The sequence below is a fragment of the Nocardia sp. NPDC056100 genome (assembly GCF_042266325.1).
In the GTDB taxonomy this organism is placed as follows: domain Bacteria; phylum Actinomycetota; class Actinomycetes; order Mycobacteriales; family Mycobacteriaceae; genus Nocardia.
In genome coordinates this window covers 911,284-935,188 of the sequence record NZ_JBHJVY010000003.1, presented here as the reverse complement: position 1 = coordinate 935,188, position 23,905 = coordinate 911,284, and the positions used below count along the sequence as shown (strand labels likewise).

The 23,905-nt window shown below is 66.9% G+C and carries 18 protein-coding genes; 4 read left to right on the top strand and 14 right to left on the bottom strand.

Features of this window, described 5'->3' with window-relative positions; genetic code table 11:
- Positions 1-115: 115 nt before the first annotated feature.
- On the bottom strand, positions 116-3,082 hold the full coding sequence (gene topA, locus ACFC0O_RS26410; RefSeq protein WP_375962265.1) for a type I DNA topoisomerase: 2,967 nt from the start codon (positions 3,080-3,082) through the stop codon (positions 116-118).
- A 252-nt stretch (positions 3,083-3,334) separates the two neighbouring features.
- Positions 3,335-3,541 carry a cold-shock protein gene (locus tag ACFC0O_RS26405; RefSeq protein WP_011206895.1) on the bottom strand — a complete coding sequence of 69 codons (207 nt, stop codon included), beginning with the start codon at positions 3,539-3,541 and terminating at the stop codon, positions 3,335-3,337.
- 499 nt (positions 3,542-4,040) lie between these two features.
- On the opposite strand from ACFC0O_RS26405, the gene ACFC0O_RS26400 reads away from it, so the two are divergent.
- The gene (locus tag ACFC0O_RS26400; RefSeq protein WP_375962263.1) at positions 4,041-6,374 is read left to right on the top strand and encodes a DEAD/DEAH box helicase; all 2,334 of its coding nucleotides are present in this window, start codon (positions 4,041-4,043) and stop codon (positions 6,372-6,374) included.
- A 354-nt stretch (positions 6,375-6,728) separates the two neighbouring features.
- Here the strand turns inward: ACFC0O_RS26400 and ACFC0O_RS26395 are convergent, their stop codons facing one another.
- The 7 genes from ACFC0O_RS26395 to ssd form a co-directional block, all read right to left on the bottom strand.
- Positions 6,729-7,061 (bottom strand): Rv3654c family TadE-like protein, encoded by a 333-nt coding sequence (locus tag ACFC0O_RS26395; RefSeq protein WP_375962260.1) that lies wholly within the window; start codon positions 7,059-7,061, stop codon positions 6,729-6,731.
- A gap of 158 nt (positions 7,062-7,219) precedes the next feature.
- Positions 7,220-7,534, bottom strand: a complete 315-nt coding sequence (locus tag ACFC0O_RS26390) for a TadE family type IV pilus minor pilin (RefSeq protein ID WP_375962258.1) — start codon at positions 7,532-7,534, stop codon at positions 7,220-7,222.
- 59 nt (positions 7,535-7,593) lie between these two features.
- A complete protein-coding gene (locus ACFC0O_RS26385) occupies positions 7,594-7,797 on the bottom strand; it encodes a DUF4244 domain-containing protein (protein WP_375963843.1) in 204 nt (67 codons plus the stop codon).
- Between the two features lie 69 nt (positions 7,798-7,866).
- Positions 7,867-8,472: a type II secretion system F family protein gene (locus tag ACFC0O_RS26380; protein WP_375962255.1), complete on the bottom strand. Its 606-nt coding sequence runs from the start codon at positions 8,470-8,472 to the stop codon at positions 7,867-7,869.
- 82 nt (positions 8,473-8,554) lie between these two features.
- Positions 8,555-9,367 (bottom strand): type II secretion system F family protein, encoded by an 813-nt coding sequence (locus ACFC0O_RS26375; RefSeq protein WP_375962253.1) that lies wholly within the window; start codon positions 9,365-9,367, stop codon positions 8,555-8,557.
- A gap of 583 nt (positions 9,368-9,950) precedes the next feature.
- Positions 9,951-11,135, bottom strand: coding sequence for a TadA family conjugal transfer-associated ATPase (locus ACFC0O_RS26370; RefSeq protein ID WP_375962251.1), 1,185 nt, complete (start codon positions 11,133-11,135; stop codon positions 9,951-9,953).
- The gene (gene ssd / locus ACFC0O_RS26365) at positions 11,132-12,487 is read right to left on the bottom strand and encodes a septum site-determining protein Ssd (RefSeq protein WP_375962248.1); all 1,356 of its coding nucleotides are present in this window, start codon (positions 12,485-12,487) and stop codon (positions 11,132-11,134) included. Before ssd ends, ACFC0O_RS26370 begins: the two co-directional genes overlap by 4 nt.
- 380 nt (positions 12,488-12,867) lie before the next feature.
- On the opposite strand from ssd, the gene ACFC0O_RS26360 reads away from it, so the two are divergent.
- Positions 12,868-13,668 (top strand): HAD family hydrolase, encoded by an 801-nt coding sequence (locus ACFC0O_RS26360; protein ID WP_375962246.1) that lies wholly within the window; start codon positions 12,868-12,870, stop codon positions 13,666-13,668.
- Positions 13,669-14,096: 428 nt separating this feature from the next.
- Here ACFC0O_RS26360 and ACFC0O_RS26355 read toward each other — a convergent pair whose 3' ends face one another.
- The 5 genes from ACFC0O_RS26355 to ACFC0O_RS26335 form a co-directional block, all read right to left on the bottom strand.
- Entirely contained in the window at positions 14,097-14,843 is a 747-nt protein-coding gene (locus tag ACFC0O_RS26355) for an oxidoreductase (RefSeq protein WP_375962244.1), read from the bottom strand.
- Positions 14,844-14,872: 29 nt separating this feature from the next.
- Positions 14,873-16,561 carry a dipeptide ABC transporter ATP-binding protein gene (locus tag ACFC0O_RS26350; RefSeq protein ID WP_375962241.1) on the bottom strand — a complete coding sequence of 563 codons (1,689 nt, stop codon included), beginning with the start codon at positions 16,559-16,561 and terminating at the stop codon, positions 14,873-14,875.
- A gap of 5 nt (positions 16,562-16,566) precedes the next feature.
- On the bottom strand, positions 16,567-17,514 hold the full coding sequence (locus ACFC0O_RS26345) for an ABC transporter permease (RefSeq protein WP_364637534.1): 948 nt from the start codon (positions 17,512-17,514) through the stop codon (positions 16,567-16,569).
- Positions 17,507-18,433, bottom strand: a complete 927-nt coding sequence (locus ACFC0O_RS26340) for an ABC transporter permease (RefSeq protein ID WP_375962238.1) — start codon at positions 18,431-18,433, stop codon at positions 17,507-17,509. The genes ACFC0O_RS26345 and ACFC0O_RS26340 overlap by 8 nt, the downstream gene beginning before the upstream one ends.
- 79 nt (positions 18,434-18,512) lie before the next feature.
- A complete protein-coding gene (locus tag ACFC0O_RS26335) occupies positions 18,513-20,078 on the bottom strand; it encodes an ABC transporter substrate-binding protein (RefSeq protein WP_375963841.1) in 1,566 nt (521 codons plus the stop codon).
- A 420-nt stretch (positions 20,079-20,498) separates the two neighbouring features.
- On the opposite strand from ACFC0O_RS26335, the gene acs reads away from it, so the two are divergent.
- On the top strand, positions 20,499-22,445 hold the full coding sequence (gene acs / locus ACFC0O_RS26330) for an acetate--CoA ligase (protein ID WP_375962236.1): 1,947 nt from the start codon (positions 20,499-20,501) through the stop codon (positions 22,443-22,445).
- Positions 22,446-22,672: 227 nt separating this feature from the next.
- Positions 22,673-23,899, top strand: coding sequence for a Na+/H+ antiporter NhaA (nhaA, locus tag ACFC0O_RS26325; RefSeq protein WP_375962234.1), 1,227 nt, complete (start codon positions 22,673-22,675; stop codon positions 23,897-23,899).
- Positions 23,900-23,905 lie beyond the last annotated feature (6 nt).

Below are 23,905 nucleotides of genomic sequence, written 5' to 3'. Positions count from 1 at the left end.
GAATGCCCTTCCGCCGGTGCGTGTTCGAACCACACGCTACGGCAGCGCACCGACAGGAAACAGCCCCGGAAAAAATGACTCCGCCCCAGCTCAGAGCCGGGGCGGAGGATCATTTTCAGGACTTGGTCGCCGCAGCTTTCTTGGCCGCCGCAGCCTTTTTGGTAGTGACCCCGTCGGCGGTCTTGGCCGCGGCCTTCTTCGCCGCCGCCTTCTTCACCACGGTGGTCTTGGACGCGACCGCCTTCTTCGCGGCGGTCTTCTTCGCCGCCGCTTTCTTGGCCGGAGCCTTCTTCGCCGCGGTCTTCTTGGCCGTCTTCTTCACCGGCCCGCGCGCCCGCCGATCCGCCAGCAGTTCCGAGGCGCGCGCATCGGTGATGGACTCCACCTCATCGCCCTTGCGCAGGCTGGCATTGGTCTCACCGTCGGTGACGTACGGCCCGAACCGGCCATCCTTGATCACCATCGGCTTCTCCGACACCGGATCCACACCCAGTTCACGCAGCGGCGGCGCACTCGCGGACTGCCCACCGCGCCGCTTGGGCTCGGCATAGATCTTGAGCGCGTCTTCCAAAGTGACAGTGAAGATCTGGTCCTCACCGGTGAGCGACCGCGAATCGGTGCCCTTCTTCAGATACGGCCCGTAGCGCCCGTTCTGCGCGGTGATCTCATCGCCCGTAGCCGGGTCGGCACCGACAACACGCGGCAGCGACAACAGCTTCAACGCGTCATCGAGCGTGATGCTCTCCAAATCCATTGACTTGAACAGCGATCCGGTACGCGGCTTCGGCGCTTCGGCCTTCTTCGCGCCCTTCTTGGGCTCGGCCTCTTCCGGCGGCGCGGGCAGCACCTCGGTGACGTACGGACCGAAACGTCCTTCCTTGGCGACGATTTCGTGCCCGCTCTCGGGATCCACACCGAGTGAGCGACCCTCCTGCGGCGTCGAGAACAGCTTCTCGGCGACCTCGGCGGTCAGCTCGTCCGGCGGCAGCTCATCGGGCAGGTTCGCCCGCTGCGAGATCGGATCCCCTTGCGGGTCATCGGGATTGACGATCATGCGCTCGAGATACGGACCGAACTTGCCGACCCGCACAACCACATCGCGGCCCTCGTCATCGACGAACAGCTTGATCGAATTGACCTCGCGCGCATCGATACCGTCGAGCCGCTCGCCGACCATCTTCTTCAGGCCGCCCTCGCGCGCCACCGAACCCTCGGCACCGTGCTCACCGCCGAAGTAGAAGCTGGACAACCAGTTTCCGCGCTGCTCGCGCCCACCGGCGATGGCGTCGAGGTCATCCTCCATGGCCGCGGTGAAATCGAAATCCACCAGCCGCCCGAAATGCGCCTCCAGCAGACCGACCACCGCGAACGCCACCCACGACGGCACCAGCGCATTACCGCGCTTGTACACGTACCCGCGATCGAGAATCGTCTTGATGATCGACGCGTAGGTGGAAGGACGCCCGATACCGAGGTCTTCCAGCGTCTTGATCAGCGAAGCTTCATTGAACCGCGCGGGCGGATTGGTGGTGTGCCCATCCGGCAGCAGTTCGACGGCCGTCACGCCCTGGCCCTCGGTCAGCACCGGCAGTCGCGATTCGGCGTCATCGGACTGACCGCCCGCGTCCTCGTCGACACTCTCCACGTACGCCTTGAGGAAGCCCGCGAAGGTGATGGTCCGGCCGGACGACGAGAACACGCACTCCTCACCGGTATTCGCGATACCGGTGATGCGCACCGTCATGGTGGTGCCGCGCGCGTCCTGCATCTGCGAGGCCACGGTGCGCTGCCAGATCAGCTCGTACAACCGGAACTCGTCATTGTCGACCCGCGAATGAATCTGCCCCGGGGTGATGAACACATCACCCGACGGGCGGATCGCCTCGTGTGCCTCCTGCGCGTTCTTGACCTTGCGGGTGTACTGGCGCGGCGTCGGGCTCACATACTCCGCACCGTACAACTGCGTCGCCTGCGCCCGCGCGGCCTGAATCGCGGTGTCCGACAACGTGGTCGAGTCGGTACGCATATAGGTGATGTAGCCGTTTTCATACAGCCGCTGCGCGACCCGCATGGTGCGCTCGGAGGTGAAACGCAGCTTGCGCGCCGCCTCCTGCTGCAATGTCGAGGTCATGAACGGCGCGTACGGCTTACGGGTGTACGGCTTGGACTCGACCGAGGTGACATTGAGATCGACCCCGGTGAGCGATTCGGCGAGCCGCTGCGCGTACGCCGCGTTGATGACGACGACGCCACCGCGATCCGCTGCCGACGCGGCCGACTTGAGCTGGCCGTCGGACCCGAAATCACGGCCGGTCGCGACGCGATCCCCGTTGACGGACACCAACCGCGAACCGAAGACCCGCGGATTGCCCTCGCCCTGATCGCCCGCGTCCAGCTTGGCCGCGATATCCCAGTACTCGGCGGACCGGAACGCCATGCGCTCCCGCTCGCGCTGCACGATGACGCGCGTCGCCACCGACTGCACGCGGCCCGCCGACAAACGCGGCATGACCTTCTTCCACAGCACCGGCGAGACTTCATAACCGTAGAGCCGGTCGAGGATGCGCCGGGTCTCCTGCGCGTCGACCAAATCCTTGTCGAGCTCGCGCGTGTCGGCGGCCGCCGCGAGGATGGCGGGCTCGGTGATCTCGTGGAACACCATGCGCCGGACCGGGACCTTGGGCTTCAGCGTCTCCAGCAGATGCCACGCGATGGCTTCGCCCTCGCGGTCGGGGTCGGTGGCGAGATAAAGTTCGTCGGCGTCGGCCAACAGGCTCTTGAGCTCGGCGACCTTGGCCTTCTTATCGGGGCTCACCACATAGATGGCCTCGAAGTCATTGTCGACGTCGACGCCGAGTCTGGCCCACTGCTGACCCTTGTATTTGGCGGGTACATCGGCGGCGCCTCTGGGCAGATCCCGAATATGGCCCACCGATGCCTCGACCACATAGCCGCGGCCCAGGTAGGGGGCGATTTTTCGGGCCTTCGTCGGTGACTCGACAATCACGAGACGACGCAGGGGGCGGCCCTGGTCGGGCGCTGCCTTGGAGTTCGGCGCTGCACCGCGGTCTCGTGTTGCCACCGGCGAACACACCTTTCCTGTCGATCCGCGCCGCTCATATTTCAGCGGCACGGCCGCGCCGATACGCGGGTGGGGCAAGCGGCTGCGACTCGTTATATCGCTGCCAGCAACGTTTATACCGTGTTCAGAGGCTTAGCCTCGGTCGCAGCGACGATATGGCCCCGGGTTGTGATCGAGTGTAATGGGTGCAGATATGGGTCGTCCCCCACCGCCATGTGGCGATGGGGGACGGGTACCTGGGGGTTGGCCCGCTCAGCTGAGCGCGCGAACACCGGTGGCCTGCGGGCCCTTGGTGCCCTGACCGACCTCGAACTCGACCTTCTGGTTCTCCTCGAGGGTGCGGAAGCCCGAACCCTGGATCTCGGAGTAGTGGACGAAGACGTCAGCGGAGCCGTCCTCGGGCGCGATGAAGCCGAACCCCTTCTCCGCGTTGAACCACTTCACAGTTCCCTGTGCCATTCTGTTCCTTCTCTTTCCATACCGGAACGGTAGACAAGTAGGTTCGTCCACCGGGTCCGTTGAGACCGCTGTACTCTGTTCCCCCTGCAGGAAAGCCATCAGTACACCGTTCGCAACATCGATCCTGCTTGATGGTTTGGACTTTGGATCCGTTCCCTCGAACACAGAAGCTTGCGACCAGGAACCAGTGAACCATGTCCGCGAGCAATTCAACAGCTGAGTTACCCACAATTTGCAAAAAAGTTGATCTTGCGAATGCGCAGGTGAGGGGCGTAATGCCCAAATCCGTACTCGAAGTAGGTTTGCTTCCGGATAACAGAGCGAGCATCCGGCAAACCCCCTGTGAGACAGGCCGCTACTCTGTAGTGAAATGGCAGGTAGAGGACCAGACATACACACGTTTCGCACCGCACTCGCCCCGCAGGACCCCGCGATCGTGAATATCGCGGACGCCGCGGACCGCGCGGACGGTGACAACTCCCCCAGCTATGGTCGATCGTTGCTGAATCGTGTCCTTACCGGGGCGGTGGGTGGTGACCCGCGTCTCACCCATGTCGCGGAGCTACCGCCACGTGCGGCTCAGGTAACGGAATGGCCCGAATGGACCTCCCCCGACGTGGTTGCCGCGATGTGCGCGACCGGGGTGGAACAGCCCTGGACACATCAGGTGCGGGCCGCCGACCTGGCCGCGCAGGGGCGGCACGTGGTGGTTTCCACCGGGACGGCGTCCGGTAAGTCGATGGCATATCAATTGCCGGTGCTCACCGCCCTGCAGCAGGATCCGCGGGCCACGGCCTTATATCTGTCGCCGACCAAGGCACTCGGGGCCGATCAGCTGCGCATGGTCAATGAACTCACCGGTCAGGACCCGCTTCGGGGGATCCACCCCGCCCCTTATGACGGGGATACGCCGGTCGAGATCCGGCAGTGGGTGCGGGCCAACGCGCGCTGGGTCTTCACCAATCCGGACATGCTGCACGTCGGCATGCTGCGATCGCATCAGCGGTGGGCGCGGCTGCTGCGGCAGTTGAAGTACGTGGTGGTCGACGAATGCCATACCTATCGCGGGGTTTTCGGATCGCATGTGGCGCTGGTACTGCGCCGATTGCGGCGGCTCGCCCAGAGATACGGAGCGGATCCGGTTTTCGTGCTCTGCTCGGCGACCACCGCCGAACCGGCCGAGGCGGCCTCGCGGCTCATCGGAGCGCCCTGCGTCGCGGTCACCGAGGACGGGTCGCCGCAGGGGGCGCGGACCGTGGCGCTCTGGGAGCCGCCGCTGCTCGGGGCGGGCGTGACCGGGGAAAATGGTGCGGCCGTGCGACGTTCGGCCGGTGCCGAGGCGGCCAAGGTGATGGCGGATCTGGTGACCGAGGGGGCGCGCACGCTCACCTTCGTACGGTCCCGGGTCGGGGCCGAGGCCATCGCAATGGATACGAGAAGGCTGCTCGCCGACGTCGACCCCGCGCTGCCGAGCCGGATCGCCGCCTATCGGGCCGGATATCTGGCCGAGGACCGGCGCGCACTGGAAACAGCCCTGTCCGAGGGGTCCCTGCTAGGCGCTGCCACCACGAATGCCCTGGAACTGGGCGTGGACATTGCCGGGCTGGACGCGGTCGTAGTGGCGGGATATCCGGGCACGGTGGCCTCGTTCTGGCAGCAGGCCGGGCGGGCGGGGCGGCGCACGCAGGGGTCATTGGTGCTGCTCATCGCACGGGACGACCCGCTGGACACGTATTTGGTGCATCACCCGGAGGCGCTGCTCGGGCGGCCGGTGGAGGCCACCATCACCGATCCGCACAATCCCTATGTATTGGGCCCGCATCTGCTCTGCGCGGCCATGGAACAACCGCTCACCGATGCCGAGGTCCTGGACTATCGAGCCTGGGAACTGCTCTCCGACCTGGCGAAACAGGGTCTGATCCGGCGGCGGGCGGGGGCCGGGAAGGATGGGTCGGCGCGCTGGTTCAGCACCGTGGACTCGCATCCGCACGATGCCGTCGACGTGCGCGGGGGCATCGGCACGGCGATCGCGGTGGTGGATGTCGAAAGCGGGCGCATGCTGGGCACCACCGATGCCGGGCGGGCGCCGGCGACCCTGCACGAAGGGGCCGTTCACCTGCATCAAGGCGAGAGTTTCGTGGTGGACGAGCTGGATTTGGAGGAGGGCGTCGCGCTCGTGCGCGCCGAGACTCCGGGGTGGTCCACCAGTGCGCGGGCGGTGACTTCGATCGAGGTCGAGGAAGTACTGCATGAACACGTGCACGGGGAGGTGACCATCGCGCTGGGACGGGTGCTGGTGACCCGTCAGGTCATCGGCTACCTGCGCAAACTCCCCAGCGGCGAGGTGCTGGACATGGTGCCGCTGGACCTGCCCGCACAGCTGCTGCCCACCCGGGCGGTGTTCTACACCGTCACCCCGGACCTGCTGGCACGCGCCGGAATCGATGCGAAACGGGCGCCTGGAGCGCTGCACGCCGCCGAACACGCCGCCATCGGCATGTTGCCGCTGGTCGCGACCTGCGATCGATGGGATATCGGCGGGGTATCGACCGCCGAACACGCCGATACCGGACTGCCCACCGTCTTCGTCTACGACGGGCATCCGGGCGGTGCGGGCTTCGCCGAGCGCGGGTTCGCGCGACTGCGGCAGTGGCTCGGGGCGACCCTCGCGGCCATCGAATCCTGCGGTTGCGCGAGCGGGTGCCCGTCCTGCGTACAGTCTCCGAAGTGCGGAAATGGCAATAATCCGCTGGATAAGGCGGGGGCGGCGCGGCTGCTGGCGGCGGTATTGGGCGAGCTCGGCGAAGGTGACGGCGCTCACACCGTTTCGTGATCAGCTCGAAGCCGGAGCGAGGCCGGACCGCCATCGCGCCGACCGGCCGGAATCCGGCAACTGAGAGGTGTCCGGCGGGCGCACGGGCGGTCCGGGGCCGGTCTCGCGACACGTGGCCGATAGCCGAATAAAAAGGGATGTGATCCTGTTAACTGAGGGATTGCTCCGTTCGATATTGTCGATCACGCATTTACCAGTGCATTCATTCGATTCCGACTTCTGGAACGAATAGGAAAGCGATCGAGATCCAAACAATTCGCTTACCACTTTCATCCAATATCGACATTGATCGACACGCGGTGTGGTGCGCGCCATCCATTCTCTAACCAACCGCTCGGTACGAGATAGTCGCCATTAGTCGCTATGTCCCATCGGTCCCGCCCTTGCCTTCGCACTGATCGATCGAGTGCCGAGTGGACCCAGCGCCATTCGCGACTCGACGGTGACGGTCACATCCCACTCGCGCACCGCGCAATCGATCACGCGCATACCCATTCGCATACCGATCTCCCGTGCGCGCGCACATCCCGATTCGGCACCGGCCGCCAATCCGGCGGCCGCCGCCAGCGCCGCCAGATCGGCCGCGGACTGCGCCCGATGCCTGCCCACCACCGCGACACCGACCTGCGCCAGCAGCACCGTGAGGCTCAAGAGAGCGACCAACGCCACACCTGCGAGCACCGTCACTCCCCCTGATTCGCCTCGCCGATCCGGCCGAAAACCGGCGATTCCCTGGACCCGACCACACTCGCCTCGCCGGATCACCGCGGATCTCCCAGGTTCGGGGCATCGGTTCCGGCGGATCACCGCGGATCTCCCAGGTTCGCGGCATCGGTCCCGGCGGATCACGGTGACTCCCCCGGCTCCCGGACCGCCACCGCCTCCGCGCGCAGGGTGAGCGGTAGCAAGGGCGCGCGGACGGTCACCACCGCCACCACCAGGTCGCCCTCGGAGCGGACGGTGATCGAGGCGTGGGGTGGCGCGACCCGTTGCCCTGCGGGGACAGCCTTGGCGGCCTCTCCTCGGGCGGTCAGACGCGCCGCCTCCCTGGCTGCGTCCACGCACCGCACCTGCGCCGAGACGGCCAGTAGGGCAGCGATACAGAGCACCAGGACGGTGACCAGCGCCGCCAGGGCGATGGCGGCCTCGACGGTCGCCATGCCCAGCTCGTCACCGGCACGGTCGGGGAGGCGACGTGGCGGCGGCTTCCGCGCCGGGATCAATTGACGGAGGTCTTCAACGCCCTGTCGATGATCCCGGTCAGCGCGCTGACGATGCTGTCCCCCGTCACCACCCCGTACAGGACGGCGCCGAACGCCGCCGCCGCGATGGTGCCGATGGCGTATTCGGCCGTGCTCATGCCGTCCTCGCGAACCGCGGCCAGCAGCAACCGGTTTCGCAGGTCCCACTCCGGGCCCCGAATGGATGTGCGCACGATCTCTCCTCTCCTCGCTCCGATGCGGCGATTCCGCGTCGGCACAGTCGTTTCCGTTCACAGCAGACCCCCGCCCAGTACGTGACTCGCCAGTCCGATCACCACGGGCACGATGCCCAGGCAGACGAAGGCGGGCAGGAAGCACAGTCCGAGCGGTCCCCCGATCAACACCCCGGCCCGCTCCGCCCGCGCCGCCGCCGCGTCCTCGACCGCACCGCGTCGCTGCTCCGCCAATTCACCCACCGCCGTAGCCAATCCGGCCCCCGAGCGCGCCGACCGCCGCGCCATCCGAGCCAGCGCCGCCACCCCCTCATCCGCGCACCCGGCGGCCGCCTGCTCCCACGCCGCCACCGGATCCGCTCCCAGCGCAAGCAGTTCCGCCGCGCGCCGCAATACCGAACCCAGGGGCTCGTCGGCTCCCGGCGCGACGGCCCCGGCGGCAGCCGCCGCGGGCAGCCCGGCGCGCAGGCAGGCCGCGAAGAGATCGAAGGTCCCCGAAGATCCCAGCGGATCGGCCGCACGCCGCATCGGCCGCACCTCCGACTCACCCCGCGCGGTACCGGAACCCAACCGCGCCAACCGCCGTCGTGCGGCAATCCGGCCCGGCTCCACGAGCAATGCCAGCGCGGCCAACACCCCCGCCAACGAAAGCGCGTTCACCACAACGCCTCCCGCGCACGAGACAGCCACGCACCCGACCGCACTGGGCCGGTTGATCGAGACAGCAGCCCATCTTCACGCGATGTCACCGCAGTACCCTTCCCGTAATAGCGTCCGTCCAGAGGAGACCGGCGCAGGTGAGAGCGGCCCCGAGCGGTAGTAGATAGGCACCCGCCGCCGAGGCGAACAGCACGCGCAACGGTGCGGCTCCCATGAGCTGACCCAGCGCGATCCCGAGCAGCGGTAACAGCGCCAGCACCGCGGCGGTGGCTCGCGCACCGGCCAGTGCGGCCCTGGTCCGATCCCGGAAACGCTTGCGGCCCAGTAGGTCCAGCCGGGTGGCGGCCAGCAGTTCCGCCAACGCCAACCCGTGCCGATCCGCGACCTGCCACGCATCCGCGATTCGGGACAACTCCTCCGGCACGGCGGTCTCGGTGCGGCGGAACGCGTCCGCACCGGAGCCACCGAGCCGACTCCGCGCGGCGCTGACCGCGAAGACGCGCGCTGTCGGACCGACGGTCTCGACCGCCGCGACCTCCGCCGCCGCGCTCGGATGTGCCCCGATCCGCAGCTCCCCGATCACCGCCTCCAGCCCCTCCAGCAGCTGCGCACTCTCGGCCGCCCGCTCCCGATCCGCCCGCGCCCGCCGCCAGCGCAACACCAGCGTCCCCACGACCAAGATCCCGGCAACCAACGGCCCCACCCCGACGAAAAACACCACCGGAAGCACCGCGACCACACCGAGCCGACCGGCCGTCACATGCCGACGCACGCGAAACCGACCGGTGCGCCGAAAGATTCGCGCGAACCGCCGCCGCCCCGCCGACTCGGGAGCCACCACCAGCGCCAGCGCAACACAACCGAGAATCGAAGCCGGATATCCCACAACCGAAGTCATCGATCACCTCCAACGAATGAACGCGACGCACCAATGCGACGGCCACCACAGCCTGCACCCGGGGCGAGCCTGGTCGGCGGACCGACTGTGACCACCGACCTCTCACCAACAGCGGGCACAAACCCGGAAACTGCGCTGTACACCCGATACGGCCACCGTGCGGATTGACTTGATACTCGGTCGAAGTCATTGCTCATCACCGCTCGTGGCGGGCGGTGGGACCGGGTAGCGGTTGACACAGCGGCTCCGCCAGCCGGAGCGTAGGCCGGGCGGCTGGCTGTGGCGCCAGTGAAAGAGCTTGCCGCAGCGTTGATCTCGCATGGGACAGTGCTCGTCGGTGCAGCAGTCGGGTTGCGATTGTGGCGGAACGGAAGGGTGCCGATCCGGGCCGTTCGATGCGGCGGTCATAGCTCGTCCTTTCGCTGCGGAGCTGAATAGGCTTGGAGTAGAGAGCTTTTGGAAGGGCCCGCGCCACGGTCATGGGCTATGTGGACGCGGAGGCCGGAAGAGAGCCTCGAGACCGGAGGGGCCTGGTAGCGCTCCCGGTTTCGTCAGCGGCTCGAGCAGGGGCGGGACGCCCGGGCTATAGCGCGGTTCTGTCGTTCAGTAGGGCGTTCAGGGTTGCGGCGGCGGGGGTGGGGCGGGGGTCGGCGGACCAGGCGGGGGTTATGTCGATTCGGGTGGGGGGGGGGGTGACCAGGCCGATTTCGCGGAGGGTGCGGGTGCCGTCGGGGTGGCGGTGGACGTGCAGGATTATTTGGATGGCGGCGGCCAGTTGGCTGTGCAGGGTGTCGCGGGACATGCCGCCCAGGGCGGCGAGGGCTTCCAGGCGGGCGGGGACTTCGCGCGGGGAGTTGGCGTGGACGGTGCCCGCGCCGCCGTCGTGGCCGGTGTTGAGGGCGGTGAGGAGGTCCACTACTTCCGCGCCGCGGACTTCGCCGACCACTATGCGGTCGGGGCGCATGCGCAGGGCCTGGCGGACCAGGTCGCGGACCGTCACCTCGCCCGCGCCTTCGACATTGGCGGGACGAGCCACCAGGCGGACCACGTGCGGATGGGGTGGGGCGAGTTCGGCCGCGTCCTCGACGCAGATGATGCGTTCGGACGGGTCGACCTTGGCAAGCAAACCGGACAGCAAAGTGGTCTTTCCGCTTCCGGTCCCGCCGACAACGAGGAAGGCGAGGCGGGCTCGGATTATCTTCTCCAGCAGCACTTTCGCGTCAGGGTGGATCGCACCGGAAGCGGCGAGGGCGTCAAGGCCCTGCGAGGCGGGGCGCAGTACGCGCAGGGACAGGCAGGTGCCACCGTGCGCTATGGGCGACAGGACCGCGTGCAGGCGAACGCCGAACGAATTGCCCAGGGCTGCTTCGGTTCCCGAGAGTCGGCCGTCCACCCACGGTTGCGCGTCGTCGAGCCGGCGGCCGGCGGACAGTGCCAAGCGTTGGGCCAGCCTGCGCACGGACGCCTCGTCTTCGAAGCGCACCGGCGCTCGGCACAGGCCGCGACCGCGATCCACCCAGACCGCATTCGGGGCGGTGACCAGCACATCGGTGACATCGGGGTCATGCAGCAGCGGTTCCAGCACACCCACGCCCGTCATCTCGGTCTGCAGCAGACGCAATGCCCGCAGTAGATCGGTATCGCCGAGCACCCCACCGGCCTCAGCCCGAATGGCGGCCGCCACCCGCGCCGGATCCGGATCACCCGCGCCATCGGCCAGGCGCTCGCGCACCCGATCCAGCAGTTCGGGCGTGACCAGGGCGCTCATCCCCGAGCTCCCGCCAACGCCGAGCCAATTCGACTGGCCCGCACAGCGCTACGGTGGCCCAGCTCGGTGAGCACCAGATCGGCCGCCGTGCGCAATGGGCCACGCCGCTTGATGGTGAGACCGCCGCGCTCGAGACGTTCGGCCAGACCCGGCTGAGGTGGTAACGCGGCGAGCAGCGGCAGGCCCAGGGTTTCGGAAATCTCGCGCCCGCGCAGCCCTCCCGGCGACGGCCCGCGAACCAGCAAGCGCACGTGCGGATTTCGCCGCGCCAGATAGGCGGCCGCCGATTCGGCCGCGGCGATGGCGCGCAATCGCGCGGGCACCACGAGCACCACCAGATCCGCCGCATCGAGCACTTCCTCGGCATGCGGACCGCGTTCGGCGGATACATCGCAGACCACCAGATCCCCCGCACCCCGGCCCGCGTCCAACACCGCCCGCACCGCCGAGGGCGCGAGTTCCGTTGTGGAGAGCCCTCTTCCACAGGACAGCACCGCCGCACCACCGACACTCGGAAGCGCGTCATGCAAAGCGGACGCGGACACCCGCCCGTCCTCGATCACCAGATCCGGCCAGCGCAGACCCGGCACCCCCTCGAGTCCGAGCAACAGATCGATCCCGCCACCGAAAGGAGCGGCATCCACCAGCAGGGTATGCGCAGGTTCTCGACCGGCCACGAACTCTCCACGCCCCCAGCCCGAACCACTGCGCATCGAAGCCGAAACACCCTGTCCCGCACCGCGCGTGGCACTCGAACCACCGCGCGACCCGGAGCTGCCGCCCAGCGGGCTGGTCGCGCCCGCGAGTGTGACCAGTTCATCGTGACCGGGAGCGAGGGGTGATGCGGAGGTCCGGTGCGGATGGGTGGTGCCGACTCTGGGGTGGCCGGTGTGGCGGGTGCGGGCGGCGGCGGCCAGGGCGATGGCGGCGGCGAGGGTTGAGGCGCCGGAGCCGCCGGCGGCTCCGGCCACGGCGACTATCGCTCCGTCGGCGGAGCCGGGCTGGTTGCCGGTGGTGAAGGCGGTGATGAGGATGGGGGCGGCGGTGGGGAGCGGGAGGACGTTTTCGGCGCCGAGTTCGGTGGCTGTCTGCCAGTCGAGCAAACCAGGTTCACCGTCGGTCACCAGGAGGATTCCGGGGCGGCGGGTGGATCCGGCGGATATGCAGCAACGGGCGGCGGGGGTGTCCAGGACGATGACGGGTGCGGCGGCCCAGGGGTGGCGGGCGACCGGTGCGGTGCGTTCGTCGAGGGGGCGGTCGGCGGCGGCCGCTATGCGGCGGACCTCTTCGCGCAGGCGCGGGTCGGACAGCAGGGCGAGGGCTCGTGGCGAGTCATCGGTATGAGAGTCCATGCAGGTCAGCGTCGCCCAGCGCGAAGCGCGCCGAAAGAGGGAAGATAGCGATTGTGGATAACACGCGGGCTGTGGATAAAACCCGGGTAACCAAGTGGGACATAACAGTCCGTAAATAGAGGACGACCCCAGCCGGGGGGGGAGGAGGCTGGGGTCGTCGGGTTCAGCCCCGGGGGGTCGGGCTGAACGCGCCTGGAACAAGTCCAGGTATCTGCGATACTACACCCAAGCCCCGCCGGGTTTGCAAGTCCGCCGGGCGAGTCTTTTTCCCACGGACCCGGCTCCGCTTCCCGCTGGCTAACCCGGGCAAACAGGGAAATATCCGGCATCGAGCACACCGCGACACGCAGCCGTCACTCGCGAAACATATCCTGGACGCCGTGACAGCCGAACGTGGACGAGTGGCCGCATTCTTCGATCTCGACAAGACGGTGATCGCGAGGTCGAGCGCCTTCGTCTTCAGCAAGCCGTTCCTGGACCAGGGCCTGCTCAGTCGCCGTGCCGTCCTGGAGAGCAGCTATGCGCATTTCCTGTTCCTGCTGTCGGGCGCGGACCACGATCAGATGGAGCGCATGCGCGAACATCTGACCCGCATGGTCGCGGGCTGGGATGTGGATCAGGTGCGCTCGGTGGTCGCCGAGACGCTGCACGACATCGTGGATCCGCTCATCTACGCCGAAGCCGCGGATCTCATTGCGGACCACCGGATTCGGGGTCACGACGTGATCATCGTCTCGGCGTCCGGCGAGGAAATGGTGGCCCCGATCGCGCAGGCGCTGGGCGCGGATCACTTCGCCGCCACCCGAATGGTGGTCCAGGACAACAAGTACACCGGCGACGTCGAGTTCTACTGCTATGGCGAGGGCAAGGTGGAGGCCATCGAAAAGCTCTCCGCCGCAAACGGTTACGACCTCACCAAGTGCTACGCGTACTCCGATTCGGTGACCGATCTGCCGATGCTGAGCGCGGTCGGGCATCCCACCGCGGTGAATCCCGACCGCGCGCTGCGCCGGGAGGCGGTCGCGCGCGGCTGGCCGGTGCTGACCTTCGAGAACCCGGTATCGCTGTGGGCGCGCATCCCGCAACCCTCCACCACGACCGTCGCCGCGAGTGCCGTGGTGGCGTTGAGCGCGCTGGCCGCGGGCGCGGTGAGCTACCGGCTGCTGCGCCGCCGGCGGTAGTCGGCCGCACCGCCGCTCAGAATAGAAACGCCAATGCACAAAAATGCCCGACACGCCGACTTTTCGAATGTTTCCCCAGCTCTTGATGTGAGGGCGGTCACAGGGTAACAATGGACGCACGGAAGGACGGAAGGCCAAGATCGGATCGGAAGAGAAGATCCGGTTTCCCGACCCACCCTTCCCAGCACGGACACCAGGCACCCACGCGGAGCACGCCGCGACAAGGGCACGAGTAGTTGTGGGCCTGCGTTATCCGAGGATTCGGCGGTAATGCCTCGCAACTGTGCGGGGACGATCCGCACCGGACCCGGAGAGCTCGCCGAGGCCGTAAACACAACCCGAGAAGCACGCTTGGTAACCAGGCGATCCGTGCTATGCGGGCGGTGAGATCGCGAGAGCGATTACGCCGCCCGCTTTGATGTCCGGACTCAGCCCGCCGCCGCGTCGGCGATCGAACGGGCTTCGCGCGCACCATCTTCCAGCGCGCCGCTGGTGAAGATCACCCAGCCGCCGACGCCTTCCGCGGTGCCCATGCCGAATCCGGCGGCCGCGTCCAGATACGCCTGGCGACGCCGCAACCAGAACACTTCGGGCACACCGAGGCTGTGCGGGTCCAGGCCACTGGACACGGCGACCAGCCTCGAGGCCGCGCGCGCGACGATGCCGTCGCCGGTTCCGAAGGGCCGCAGCGCGAGCAGTTCGCCGTGCACGATGGCCGCGATCACAGGGGCCGGGGCCTTGGTGGCCTGCACGGTCTGCGCGAGCAGATCCAGTCGTTCGGCCACGCCGGGCACATTGCGCGGCCGGCCCAGCAACTCCTTGTCCTCGACCATGTCGGCCGCCGCCAGCAGGTGTAAGCGGGCTAACGCCTGCAGTGGAGCTCGCTCCCACACGCCGACCAAGGTGCGCAGAGCATCGCCGTCCAGGGCCTGACCGACCCGCAGCGCGCCCGCGAGGATCGGATCCTCGACATTGCCGTCGGCGGGCAGGTCGATGGTCCCGCCCTCGATGGCCGCCGAGGATCGGGCCGCGCGCACCGCCGCCTCGGCCGCGGTGGTCGGCCATCCCCGGCGATTCGCCTTGTGCCGGTGCACTTCAGCGAGTGCGTCGCGCGCTTTGTCGGCGGCCTCGACCACACCGGGCAGTTCGACGAGTGGCTGTAGCGGATCGGTCACGAGATACGAGGCTACTGGCAGGTCACATATCAGCTGACGAGCAGGTCCCGGCCCGGGATGGCGTCCAGGAGTCGTTGGGTATACGGGGATTGCGGGTTGTCGAACACGTCGGTGGTGGGTGCGGCCTCGACCACTTTGCCGGATTGCATGACCACCACGTTGTCGGCGATCTGGCGGACTACGGCCAGGTCGTGGGTGATGAAAAGGTAAGACAGGCCGAGTTCGGCTTGCAGTTCGTTGAGCAGTTGCAGGATTTGGGCCTGGACCAGGACGTCCAGGGCGGAGACGGCTTCATCACAGACGACGACCTCCGGAGACAGGGCCAGGGCGCGGGCGATGGCGACGCGCTGACGCTGGCCGCCGGAGAGTTCGTTGGGGTAGCGGCGCATGACCGAGGCGGGCAGGGAGACCTTGTCGAGTAGGTCGCGGACGGTGGCTTCGCGTTCCTTGGCGGTACCGATGCCGTGCGTCCGCAGCGGTTCCTCGATGGTGCGGTAGATGGAGTACATGGGGTCGAGGGAACCGTAGGGGTCCTGGAAGACGGGTTGGACGCGACGGCGGAAAGCCAAGGCGGCCTTGGTGTTCAGGGTCGCGACCTCGCGGCCGTCGAAGGTGACCCGGCCGGAGGTCGGTTCGAGCAGACCCAGCACCATCTGCGCCACGGTGGATTTTCCGGAGCCGGATTCGCCGACGATGGCGGTGGTGGTGCCGCGTTGCAGCCGGAACGAGACATCGTCCGCCGCAACGAGTTCGGTGGACTTCCAGGGCGTGCTGCCGCGAATTTTGTAGACCTTGGTGAGGTTCTCCACCGTCAGCACGTCGTCCGGCGCGGCGGCGAATTCGGCGTCGGCCTCGGCGAGCTGACCCGCCACCTGCACGGCCTGGGCCCGCACTTCGGCGCGCTGCTGCACCGAGGACAGCCGCTGTGAGGCCAGCGACGGCGCGGAGTTCACCAGTTTCTTGGTGTACAGGTGCTGCGGTTCGCGCAGAATCTGTTGTGCCGGACCGGATTCCACCACCCGTCCGCGATACATGACCACCAGGTGTTCGGCGCGTTCGGCGGCCAATCCGAGGTCGTGCGTGATAAGCAGCACGGCCGTGCCGAGTTCACTGGTGAGGGTGTCGAGGTGGTCCAGAATCTGCCGCTGCACGGTCACGTCCAGCGCGGACGTGGGCTCATCGGCGATGAGAAGCTCCGGGCGGCAAGACAATCCGATGGCGATGAGCGCGCGCTGGCGCATACCGCCGGAGAATTCGTGCGGATACTGGTTGACCCGATGTTCGGCATCGGGCATCCCCGCTTCGGTGAGCAGCTCCACTGCCCGCTGTTTGGCGGCCTTGCCTTTGGCAATGCCATTGGCCTCCAGGGTTTCCCGAATCTGGGATCCGACTTTCCACACCGGATTCAGATTCGACATGGGGTCCTGCGGCACGAACCCGATCCCCCGGCCGCGTACGCCGACGATCTCGCGTTTGGACGCCTTGGCCAAATCCTTGCCGCCGAACATGATGGAGCCGTCGGTGATTCGCCCGGTGCCGGGCAGCAGATCGATGATGGCGTGCGCGGTGGTCGATTTCCCGGAGCCGGATTCGCCGACGATGGCGACGGTTTGGCCCGGATAGACGGTCAGGTTCACCCCGCGCACGGCCGGGATCTGCTTACCGTCGGAGGTGAAGCTCACGTTCAGGTCGCGGACTTCGAGCAGTGGTTCGTCCATATCGGTCACCTCTTCCGGGCCTTGGGATCGAGGGCATCGCGGACGGCGTCACCGAGCATGATGAAGCTGAGCACGGTCAGCGCGAGCGCGGTCGCCGGATAGAACAGGATCGCGGAGGTGCGAATCTCCTTCTGGTCCACCGCGATATCGGAGCCCCAGGACACGATCTGCCGGGACAGTCCGACGCCGAGGTAGGACAGCGTCGCCTCGGTGACGATGAAGACGCCGAGCGAGATGGTGCTGACCACGATCATCGGCCCGGCCGAGTTGGGCAGTACGTGCCGCAGCAGCGTCCGGAATCTGGAGACGCCCAATGCCTTTGCCGCCGTGACGTATTCGCTGTTCTTGGCTTCGATGACCGCGCCCCGGGTGATGCGGGCGGCCTGCGGCCAGGAGAACGAGGCCAGGGTGATCATGACGGTCCAGATGGTGCGCGAGGACAGCATCTGCATGAGCACGATGGCGGCGAGCATGAGCGGCAGCGCGTAGAAGATCTCCGCGATCCGGGAGATGATCGAATCGAACAGTCCGCCATAGTATCCGGCGATCGCGCCCAGGGCCCCGCCGATGAGCACGAACAGCGCGGTGGAGCCGATACCGGTCAGCACCGACGCCCGTGCGCCGTAGACGGTGCGGGCGTAGATATCGCAGCCCTGTTTGTCGAAGCCGAAGGGGTGTCCGCTGCCCGGTTTGTGCATGCTGAAATCGCCGTTGCAGTATCGCGGATCCTGATTCGTGAACAGTTCCGGCCAAGCCGCGACCAGCACCACGAAGATCAGCAGCAGTGCGGCGATGACGAAGATCGGATTGCGCCGCAGCTGCCGCCAGGCATCGCGCCAGACGCTGGTCGGCGCGCCGGATTCGTCGAGCCGGTCGGTGGCCAGCACTTCGACCTCATCCGGCGGGGCCACGAAATGTTCTTGTCCCGCACGAGTTTTCGCGATCTCAGGCATAGCGGATCCTCGGGTCGAGGGCGGCGTAGAGCAGATCGACGAGCAGGTTCGCCAGCAGCAGTATCACGATGAGCACGGTCACGAAGGCCACCACGGTGGGTGGTTCGCCGCGCACGATCGCCTGGTACAGGGTGCCGCCCACGCCCGGAATATTGAAGATGCCCTCGGTGACGACCGCGCCGCCCATCAGGTAGCCGAGGTCGGTACCGAGGAAGGTGACCACCGGGATCATCGAATTGCGCAGGATGTGCACCACGATGACGCGTCTGCGGCTCAGCCCCTTGGCGGTGGCGGTGCGCACGTAGTCGGCGGACATGTTCTCCGCCACCGAGTTTCGCGTCAGCCGCAGCACATAGGCGAAGGACAGCGATCCGAGCACGAAGGCGGGCACCAGCAGATCGGTGAATCCGGCCTTCGCGCCGACCGTCACCGGTGCGATACCCCATTTCACGCCGAGCAGATACTGCGCCAGGAAACCGACCACGAAGATCGGCACCGCGATGATGACCAGGCTCAGCACCAGCATGGTGGAGTCGAACAGTTTGCCCTTGCGCAGTCCGGCGATCAGGCCGAACGTAATGCCGAAAATGGCCTCGATGCAGACGGCCATGATGGCCAGCCGGAAGGTGATCGGGAAGGCGCGGGCCAGCTCGTCGCGCACCGGGCGTCCGGAGAACGAGGTGCCGAAGTCAAGGGTGACAATACCTTTCAGATATTCCAGGTATTGAATGAAGAACGGCTGATCCAGGTGGTATCGGGCGCGCAACGCCGCCTCCACCGCCGGGGTCATCTGACGGTCACCGGCCAGCGCCTGAATGGGGTCGCCGGGGATCAGGAAGACCATCGAATAGATGAGCAGCGTGGCCCCGAGGAAGACCGGGATCATCTGGAGCAGCCGCCGCACGATATACCAAGCCATGGTTCACTCCATCGAATGGCGGGAGTGGTTGCGGCACGGTGATTTACACCGTGCCGCAACCCGTTTCCCTAGCAGCGGTTTACTTTTCGATGTTCTCGAAGTCGAACAGTCCCGACCAGGAGACGTCGGCCTTCTTCACCTTGTCCGAGCGGCCCGCCGCGACGTTGTAGTCGAACACGGGGATATCGGCCATATCCCGGAACAGCACGGCCTGCGCCTGCGCGATGATGTCGTACGCCGCCTCGGGCGTCGGCGCGGCCAGGGCCTTGTTCAGCAGTCCGTCGAATTCCGGGCTGTTGTATCCCGCGTTATTGGTCTCCGACGTGCTCAGATACAGCGCGGTGAGGAATTCGAACATGGACGGGTAGTCACCCTGCCAGCCGTACCGGAACGCCTTGCCGATGGTCTTGGCCTGGATCTCGTCGCGAATGCTCTTGAACGTCGGGTAGGGCGCGCCCACCGCGTTTATACCGAGGGTGTTCTTGACGCTGTTGGCCACGGCCTCGATCCACGCCTGATGGCCGCCGTCGGAGTTGTAGGCGATCTGATAGGTCCCCGACCACGGTGAGATGGCATCGGCCTGCGCCCAGAGCTTCTTGGCTTCGTCCGGGTTGAATTTCAGCACCTCGGAGCCGGGCAGCCCGTCGCGGAAGCCGGGCAGGGTGAAGGCGGTGAAGTCCTTGGTGGGGACGCGGGTGCCGTGGAAGATGTTGGTGGCGATCTGTTCCCGGTTGATGGCCATCGAGATGGCCTTGCGGCGCAGTACGCCTTCGGGGCCGGAGAAGTGTGCCAGATTCGGCTGACTGCCGATGTGCTGGCTGTACGCGATCGGCTTGTGGATGGCGCGGTCGCCGAGATCCTGTTCGTAGGTGGCCAGCGCGGTATCCGGAATCACGTCCAGCGCATCGAGATTGCCCTGCAGCAGGTCGGCGTACGCGGTGTCCATATTGGCGTACATCTTGAACCGCAGGCCCTTGTTCTTGGCCGGGCGGCCGCCCGGGTAGTCAGGGTTGGGGACCAGTTCGATCTGCACATTGTGTTGCCAGGCACCGGTATTGGCGAATTTGTACGGTCCGTTGCCGATCGGGTTCTCGCCGTACGCCTTCATATCCTTGTACGCCGCGTCGGGCAGCGGATAGAACGGCGCGAAGCCGAGCTCGAGTTCGAAGTCGATGGACGGCTGCTTCAGATCGACGGTGAAGGTGTGGTCGTCGACCACCTTCAGACCCGACAGGGTCTGCGCCTTGGGCGGGGTCGCGGAGACGTCCTCGTACCCGAGGATGGGGGTGAAGGCCCAGTTCTGCAGCTGTGCGTTGGTGCCGAGGGCGCCGTAATTCCAGGCGTCCACAAAGGATTTCGCGGTGACGGCGGTGCCGTCGGTGAATTTCCAGTCCGGCTTGATGGTGATCTTGTAATGCTGCCGGTCGGTGGTCTCGATGGACTGCGCCATCTCGTTGTGCGGGGTGCCGCCGCCGTCGTAGTACTTGAGCCCGGCCCACAGCCGGTCCACCACGCGGCCGCCCATGTTCTCGTTGGTGTTGGTGGGCACCAGGGGGTTCTGCGGTTCGGCCGCGTTCACACTCACGAGGTCGTCACCGCTGCTGCTGTCCGAGGAGCAGCCGGTCAGCGCGAAGCTCGTGGCCATCAACGCTGCGGCCGCCACCGCGGTTATCGTCTTGATTCTCAACGCATTTCTCCCGGTGTCCGGAAATGGCGAGGGGAAGGTGACGCGCGCCGGAGGTCCTTCAGCGCTCAACCACGATCCGCCTTGGGTGAAACGGACAGTAACCGTCCGGACAGCGGGTGTCAGCGGATCGAAACGGGATTGTTCGCCTTGTTAGCAATCCGGCAACATGAGCGACTCGCGCGGGGGGCCGTACCTGACACATTGCACAATGCCCGGTCCGGGTGGTTCACGGTTCGGTCACACGCCGGGTGGGAATGTCGCGAATGCACAGAGTGGGACCGAAGGCGACAGCCGGGCACGACGCAGATCACACTCGGTTAGGGTCGAACGTGGCCGCGGTCACCCCGTGGCCGGCACGCGCGAGAGAAGAAGAGAGAGATGACCGAAAGCACCGCCGATCACCTGGATGCCTATCCACCGAGCGCTGAGTTCGCCGCCTCCGCCAACGCCGACGCCGCGCTGTACGAGCGGGCCGCGGCCGATCGCGAAGGGTTCTGGGCCGAACAGGCGCGGCGCCTGCACTGGGCGCAGCCGTGGACCCGCGTCCTGGACTGGGATGACGCGCCCTTCGCCAAATGGTTCGTTGACGGCAAGCTGAACGTCGCCTACAACTGCGTCGACCGGCATGTGCTGGACGGGCACGGCGATCAGATCGCCATCCACTGGGAGGGCGAGCCCGGCGATTCCCGCGCCATCACCTATGCCGAGCTGCTGGCCGAGGTGTCGCGCGCCGCGAACTATCTGACCTCGATCGGCCTCGTCGCCGGGGATCGCGTCGCCATCTACATGCCGATGCTGCCCGAGGCCGTCGCCGCCATGCTGGCCTGCGCGCGGCTGGGCCTGCCGCATTCGGTGGTCTTCGCCGGATTCTCGCCCAGCGCGCTGCGCCAGCGCATCGACGACACCGGGGCGCGGCTGGTCATCACCACCGACGGGCAGTGGCGGCGCGGTAAGCCCGCCCCGCTCAAGGAGGCGGTGGACGAGGCTCTCGCGGACGGGAATTCGACCGTCGAACAGGTGCTGGTGGTCAACCGCACCGGGATCGACACGCCCATGACCGAGGGCCGCGACGTGTGGTGGCACGAGACCGTCGCCGACGCGTCGCCCGAGCACGAGGCGCAGCCGTTCGATGCCGAGCATCCGCTGTTCATCCTCTACACCTCCGGCACCACCGGGAAGCCCAAGGGCATCCTGCACACCTCCGGCGGCTATCTGACCCAGGCGTCGTACACGCACAACTACGTGTTCGATCACAAGCCCGGCCAGGACGTGTACTGGTGCACCGCCGATATCGGCTGGGTGACCGGACATTCGTACATCGTGTACGGGCCGCTGGCCAATCGCGCGACCTCCGTGCTGTACGAGGGCACACCGAATTTCCCTGACGAGCACCGGCATTGGCAGATCATCGAGAAGTACGGGGTGTCGATCTACTACACCGCCCCGACGCTGGTGCGCACATTCATGAAGTGGGGCAGGGAGATTCCCGACGCGCACGATCTGTCGAGCGTGCGCGTGCTCGGTTCGGTGGGCGAGCCGATCAACCCCGAGGCGTGGCGCTGGTACCGGGATGTGGTGGGCGCCAACAAGACTCCCATCGTGGACACCTGGTGGCAGACCGAGACCGGCACCATCATGATCTCGCCGCTGCCGGGCGTCACCGCGGCCAAGCCGGGCGCGGCCATGACCCCGCTGCCGGGCATCTCGGCCAAGGTCGTCGACGAAGAGGGCAAGCCGGTCGTACTGGGCGAGACCGAGGCCAACGGGTACCTGGTGCTCGATGAGCCGTGGCCGTCCATGCTGCGCGGCATCTGGGGCGATAACGAGCGCTACCGGGAGACCTACTGGGCGCGCTACGGCGACCAGGGCTGGTACTTCGCCGGTGACGGGGCCAAACTCGACGCCGACGGCGATCTGTGGGTGCTGGGGCGCGTCGACGACGTCATGAACGTATCGGGCCACCGCATTTCGACCGCAGAGGTGGAATCGGCGCTGGTCGGTCACTCCGGCGTCGCCGAGGCGGCGGTGGTCGGCGCGTCCGACGAGACCACCGGACAGGGCATCGTGGCCTTCGTGATCCTCACCGCGGGAGCGCAGAACACCGGGGATGACCTGGTGGCCGAGCTCAAGGCCGAGGTCTCCCGGGAGATCTCCCCCATCGCCCGCCCGCGCGAGATCCACGTGGTTCCCGAACTGCCCAAGACCCGCTCGGGCAAGATCATGCGCCGTTTGCTCCGCGATGTGGCCGAGGGCCGCGAACTGGGTGACACCTCAACCCTGGTGGATCCCAACGTTTTCGAGGCGATTCGCGCCGGTAAGGCGTAAAGCTCCGGCGCACAACGGCATCGGCCCCATGACCGGTTGGTCATGGGGCCGATTCGCGTTCCGCGCAGGTCGCGCGACACGACCCGGGTCCTTATGTCCGGAATCAACCGTTAGAATTGCGTAAGGTGTGCCGGGAAGTCTGGTCGGCATGCGGTATGTGCCGACCGAGCTCCGGTGAGTCGCACTCCGCAGGTTCTGTCGACCGCACAGCCGGAAAGGTGCACCCTTTGATTGTTCAGTTGCGCTCCGAATTGTCCCGCTATCTCCGGACCGAAACCTTCGGTGGCGCACTGCTTCTCATCGCGGCGGCGACCGCGGTGCTGTGGGTGAACTCCGCGTGGGGCGCGAGCTACACGACCATGACCGAGACCCATCTCGACATTCCCGCGCTGCATCTGAATCTGACCCTGGCCGACTGGACCAAGGACGGACTGCTCGCGATCTTCTTCTTCGTCGCGGGGCTGGAACTCAAACGGGAACTGGTGGTCGGCGAACTGGCCGATCCCAAACGCGCCACCCTGCCCATCGTGGCGGCCATCGGCGGTGTGGTGATGCCCGCGCTCATCGCCATCGGCATCGGCTGGGGCGTGGAGGGCATGGATCGCGGCTGGGCGGTCCCGGTCGCCACCGATATCGCGTTCGCGCTGGCGGTGCTGGCGCTCACCGGTTCTCGCATTCCGGCGGGGGCGCGGGTGTTCCTGCTGAGCCTGGCCGTGGTGGACGATCTGATCGCCATCATCCTGATCGCGGTGCTGTTCACCACCACGCTGAAGATGCTGTGGCTGGCGATCGCGATCCTGTGCTGCGCGGTATGGGCGCTGGGCCAGTGGAAGCGCATCGGGACGCCGTTCCTGTATGTGCCGCTGGCGCTGCTGGCCTGGTACTCGCTGCACGAAGCGGGCATTCACCCGACCCTCGCGGGCGTGGCGCTCGGTCTGCTCACCCGGGTGCGGCCCGATCCCGACGAGGACGAGCACTGCGTGCCCGCGGCCAAACTGGAGCACTTCTTCCAGCCCATCTCCGCCGCGCTCTGCGTACCGCTGTTCGCGCTGTTCGCCTCGGGCGTGAAGCTCGATACCGAGGTGTTCTCGGAGCTGTTCACGAACCGGATCTCGCTCGCCATCATCGTGGGCCTGCTGGCCGGTAAAACCCTCGGCATCTTCGGGTTCGCTTGGCTCGCGGTACGTCTCGGTATCGCCCAGCGGCCCGACGATCTTGATTATCGGGACATGTTCGCCCTGTCGGTACTAGGCGCGATCGGCTTCACCGTTAGCCTCTTGGTGGCAGAACTCGCACTCGCGGACGTCGGCGACGGCTCCGCGGTCGAACTCGCGAAAGCAGCGGTGTTGCTGACGTCTTTGGCGGCTTCCCTGGCAGGATCGGCACTACTGTTGCGTCGTGGCCGCGCCCACCAGGCGCGCCGTGACGAGCGGGCACTGCAAGGACAACAGTGAGCGACA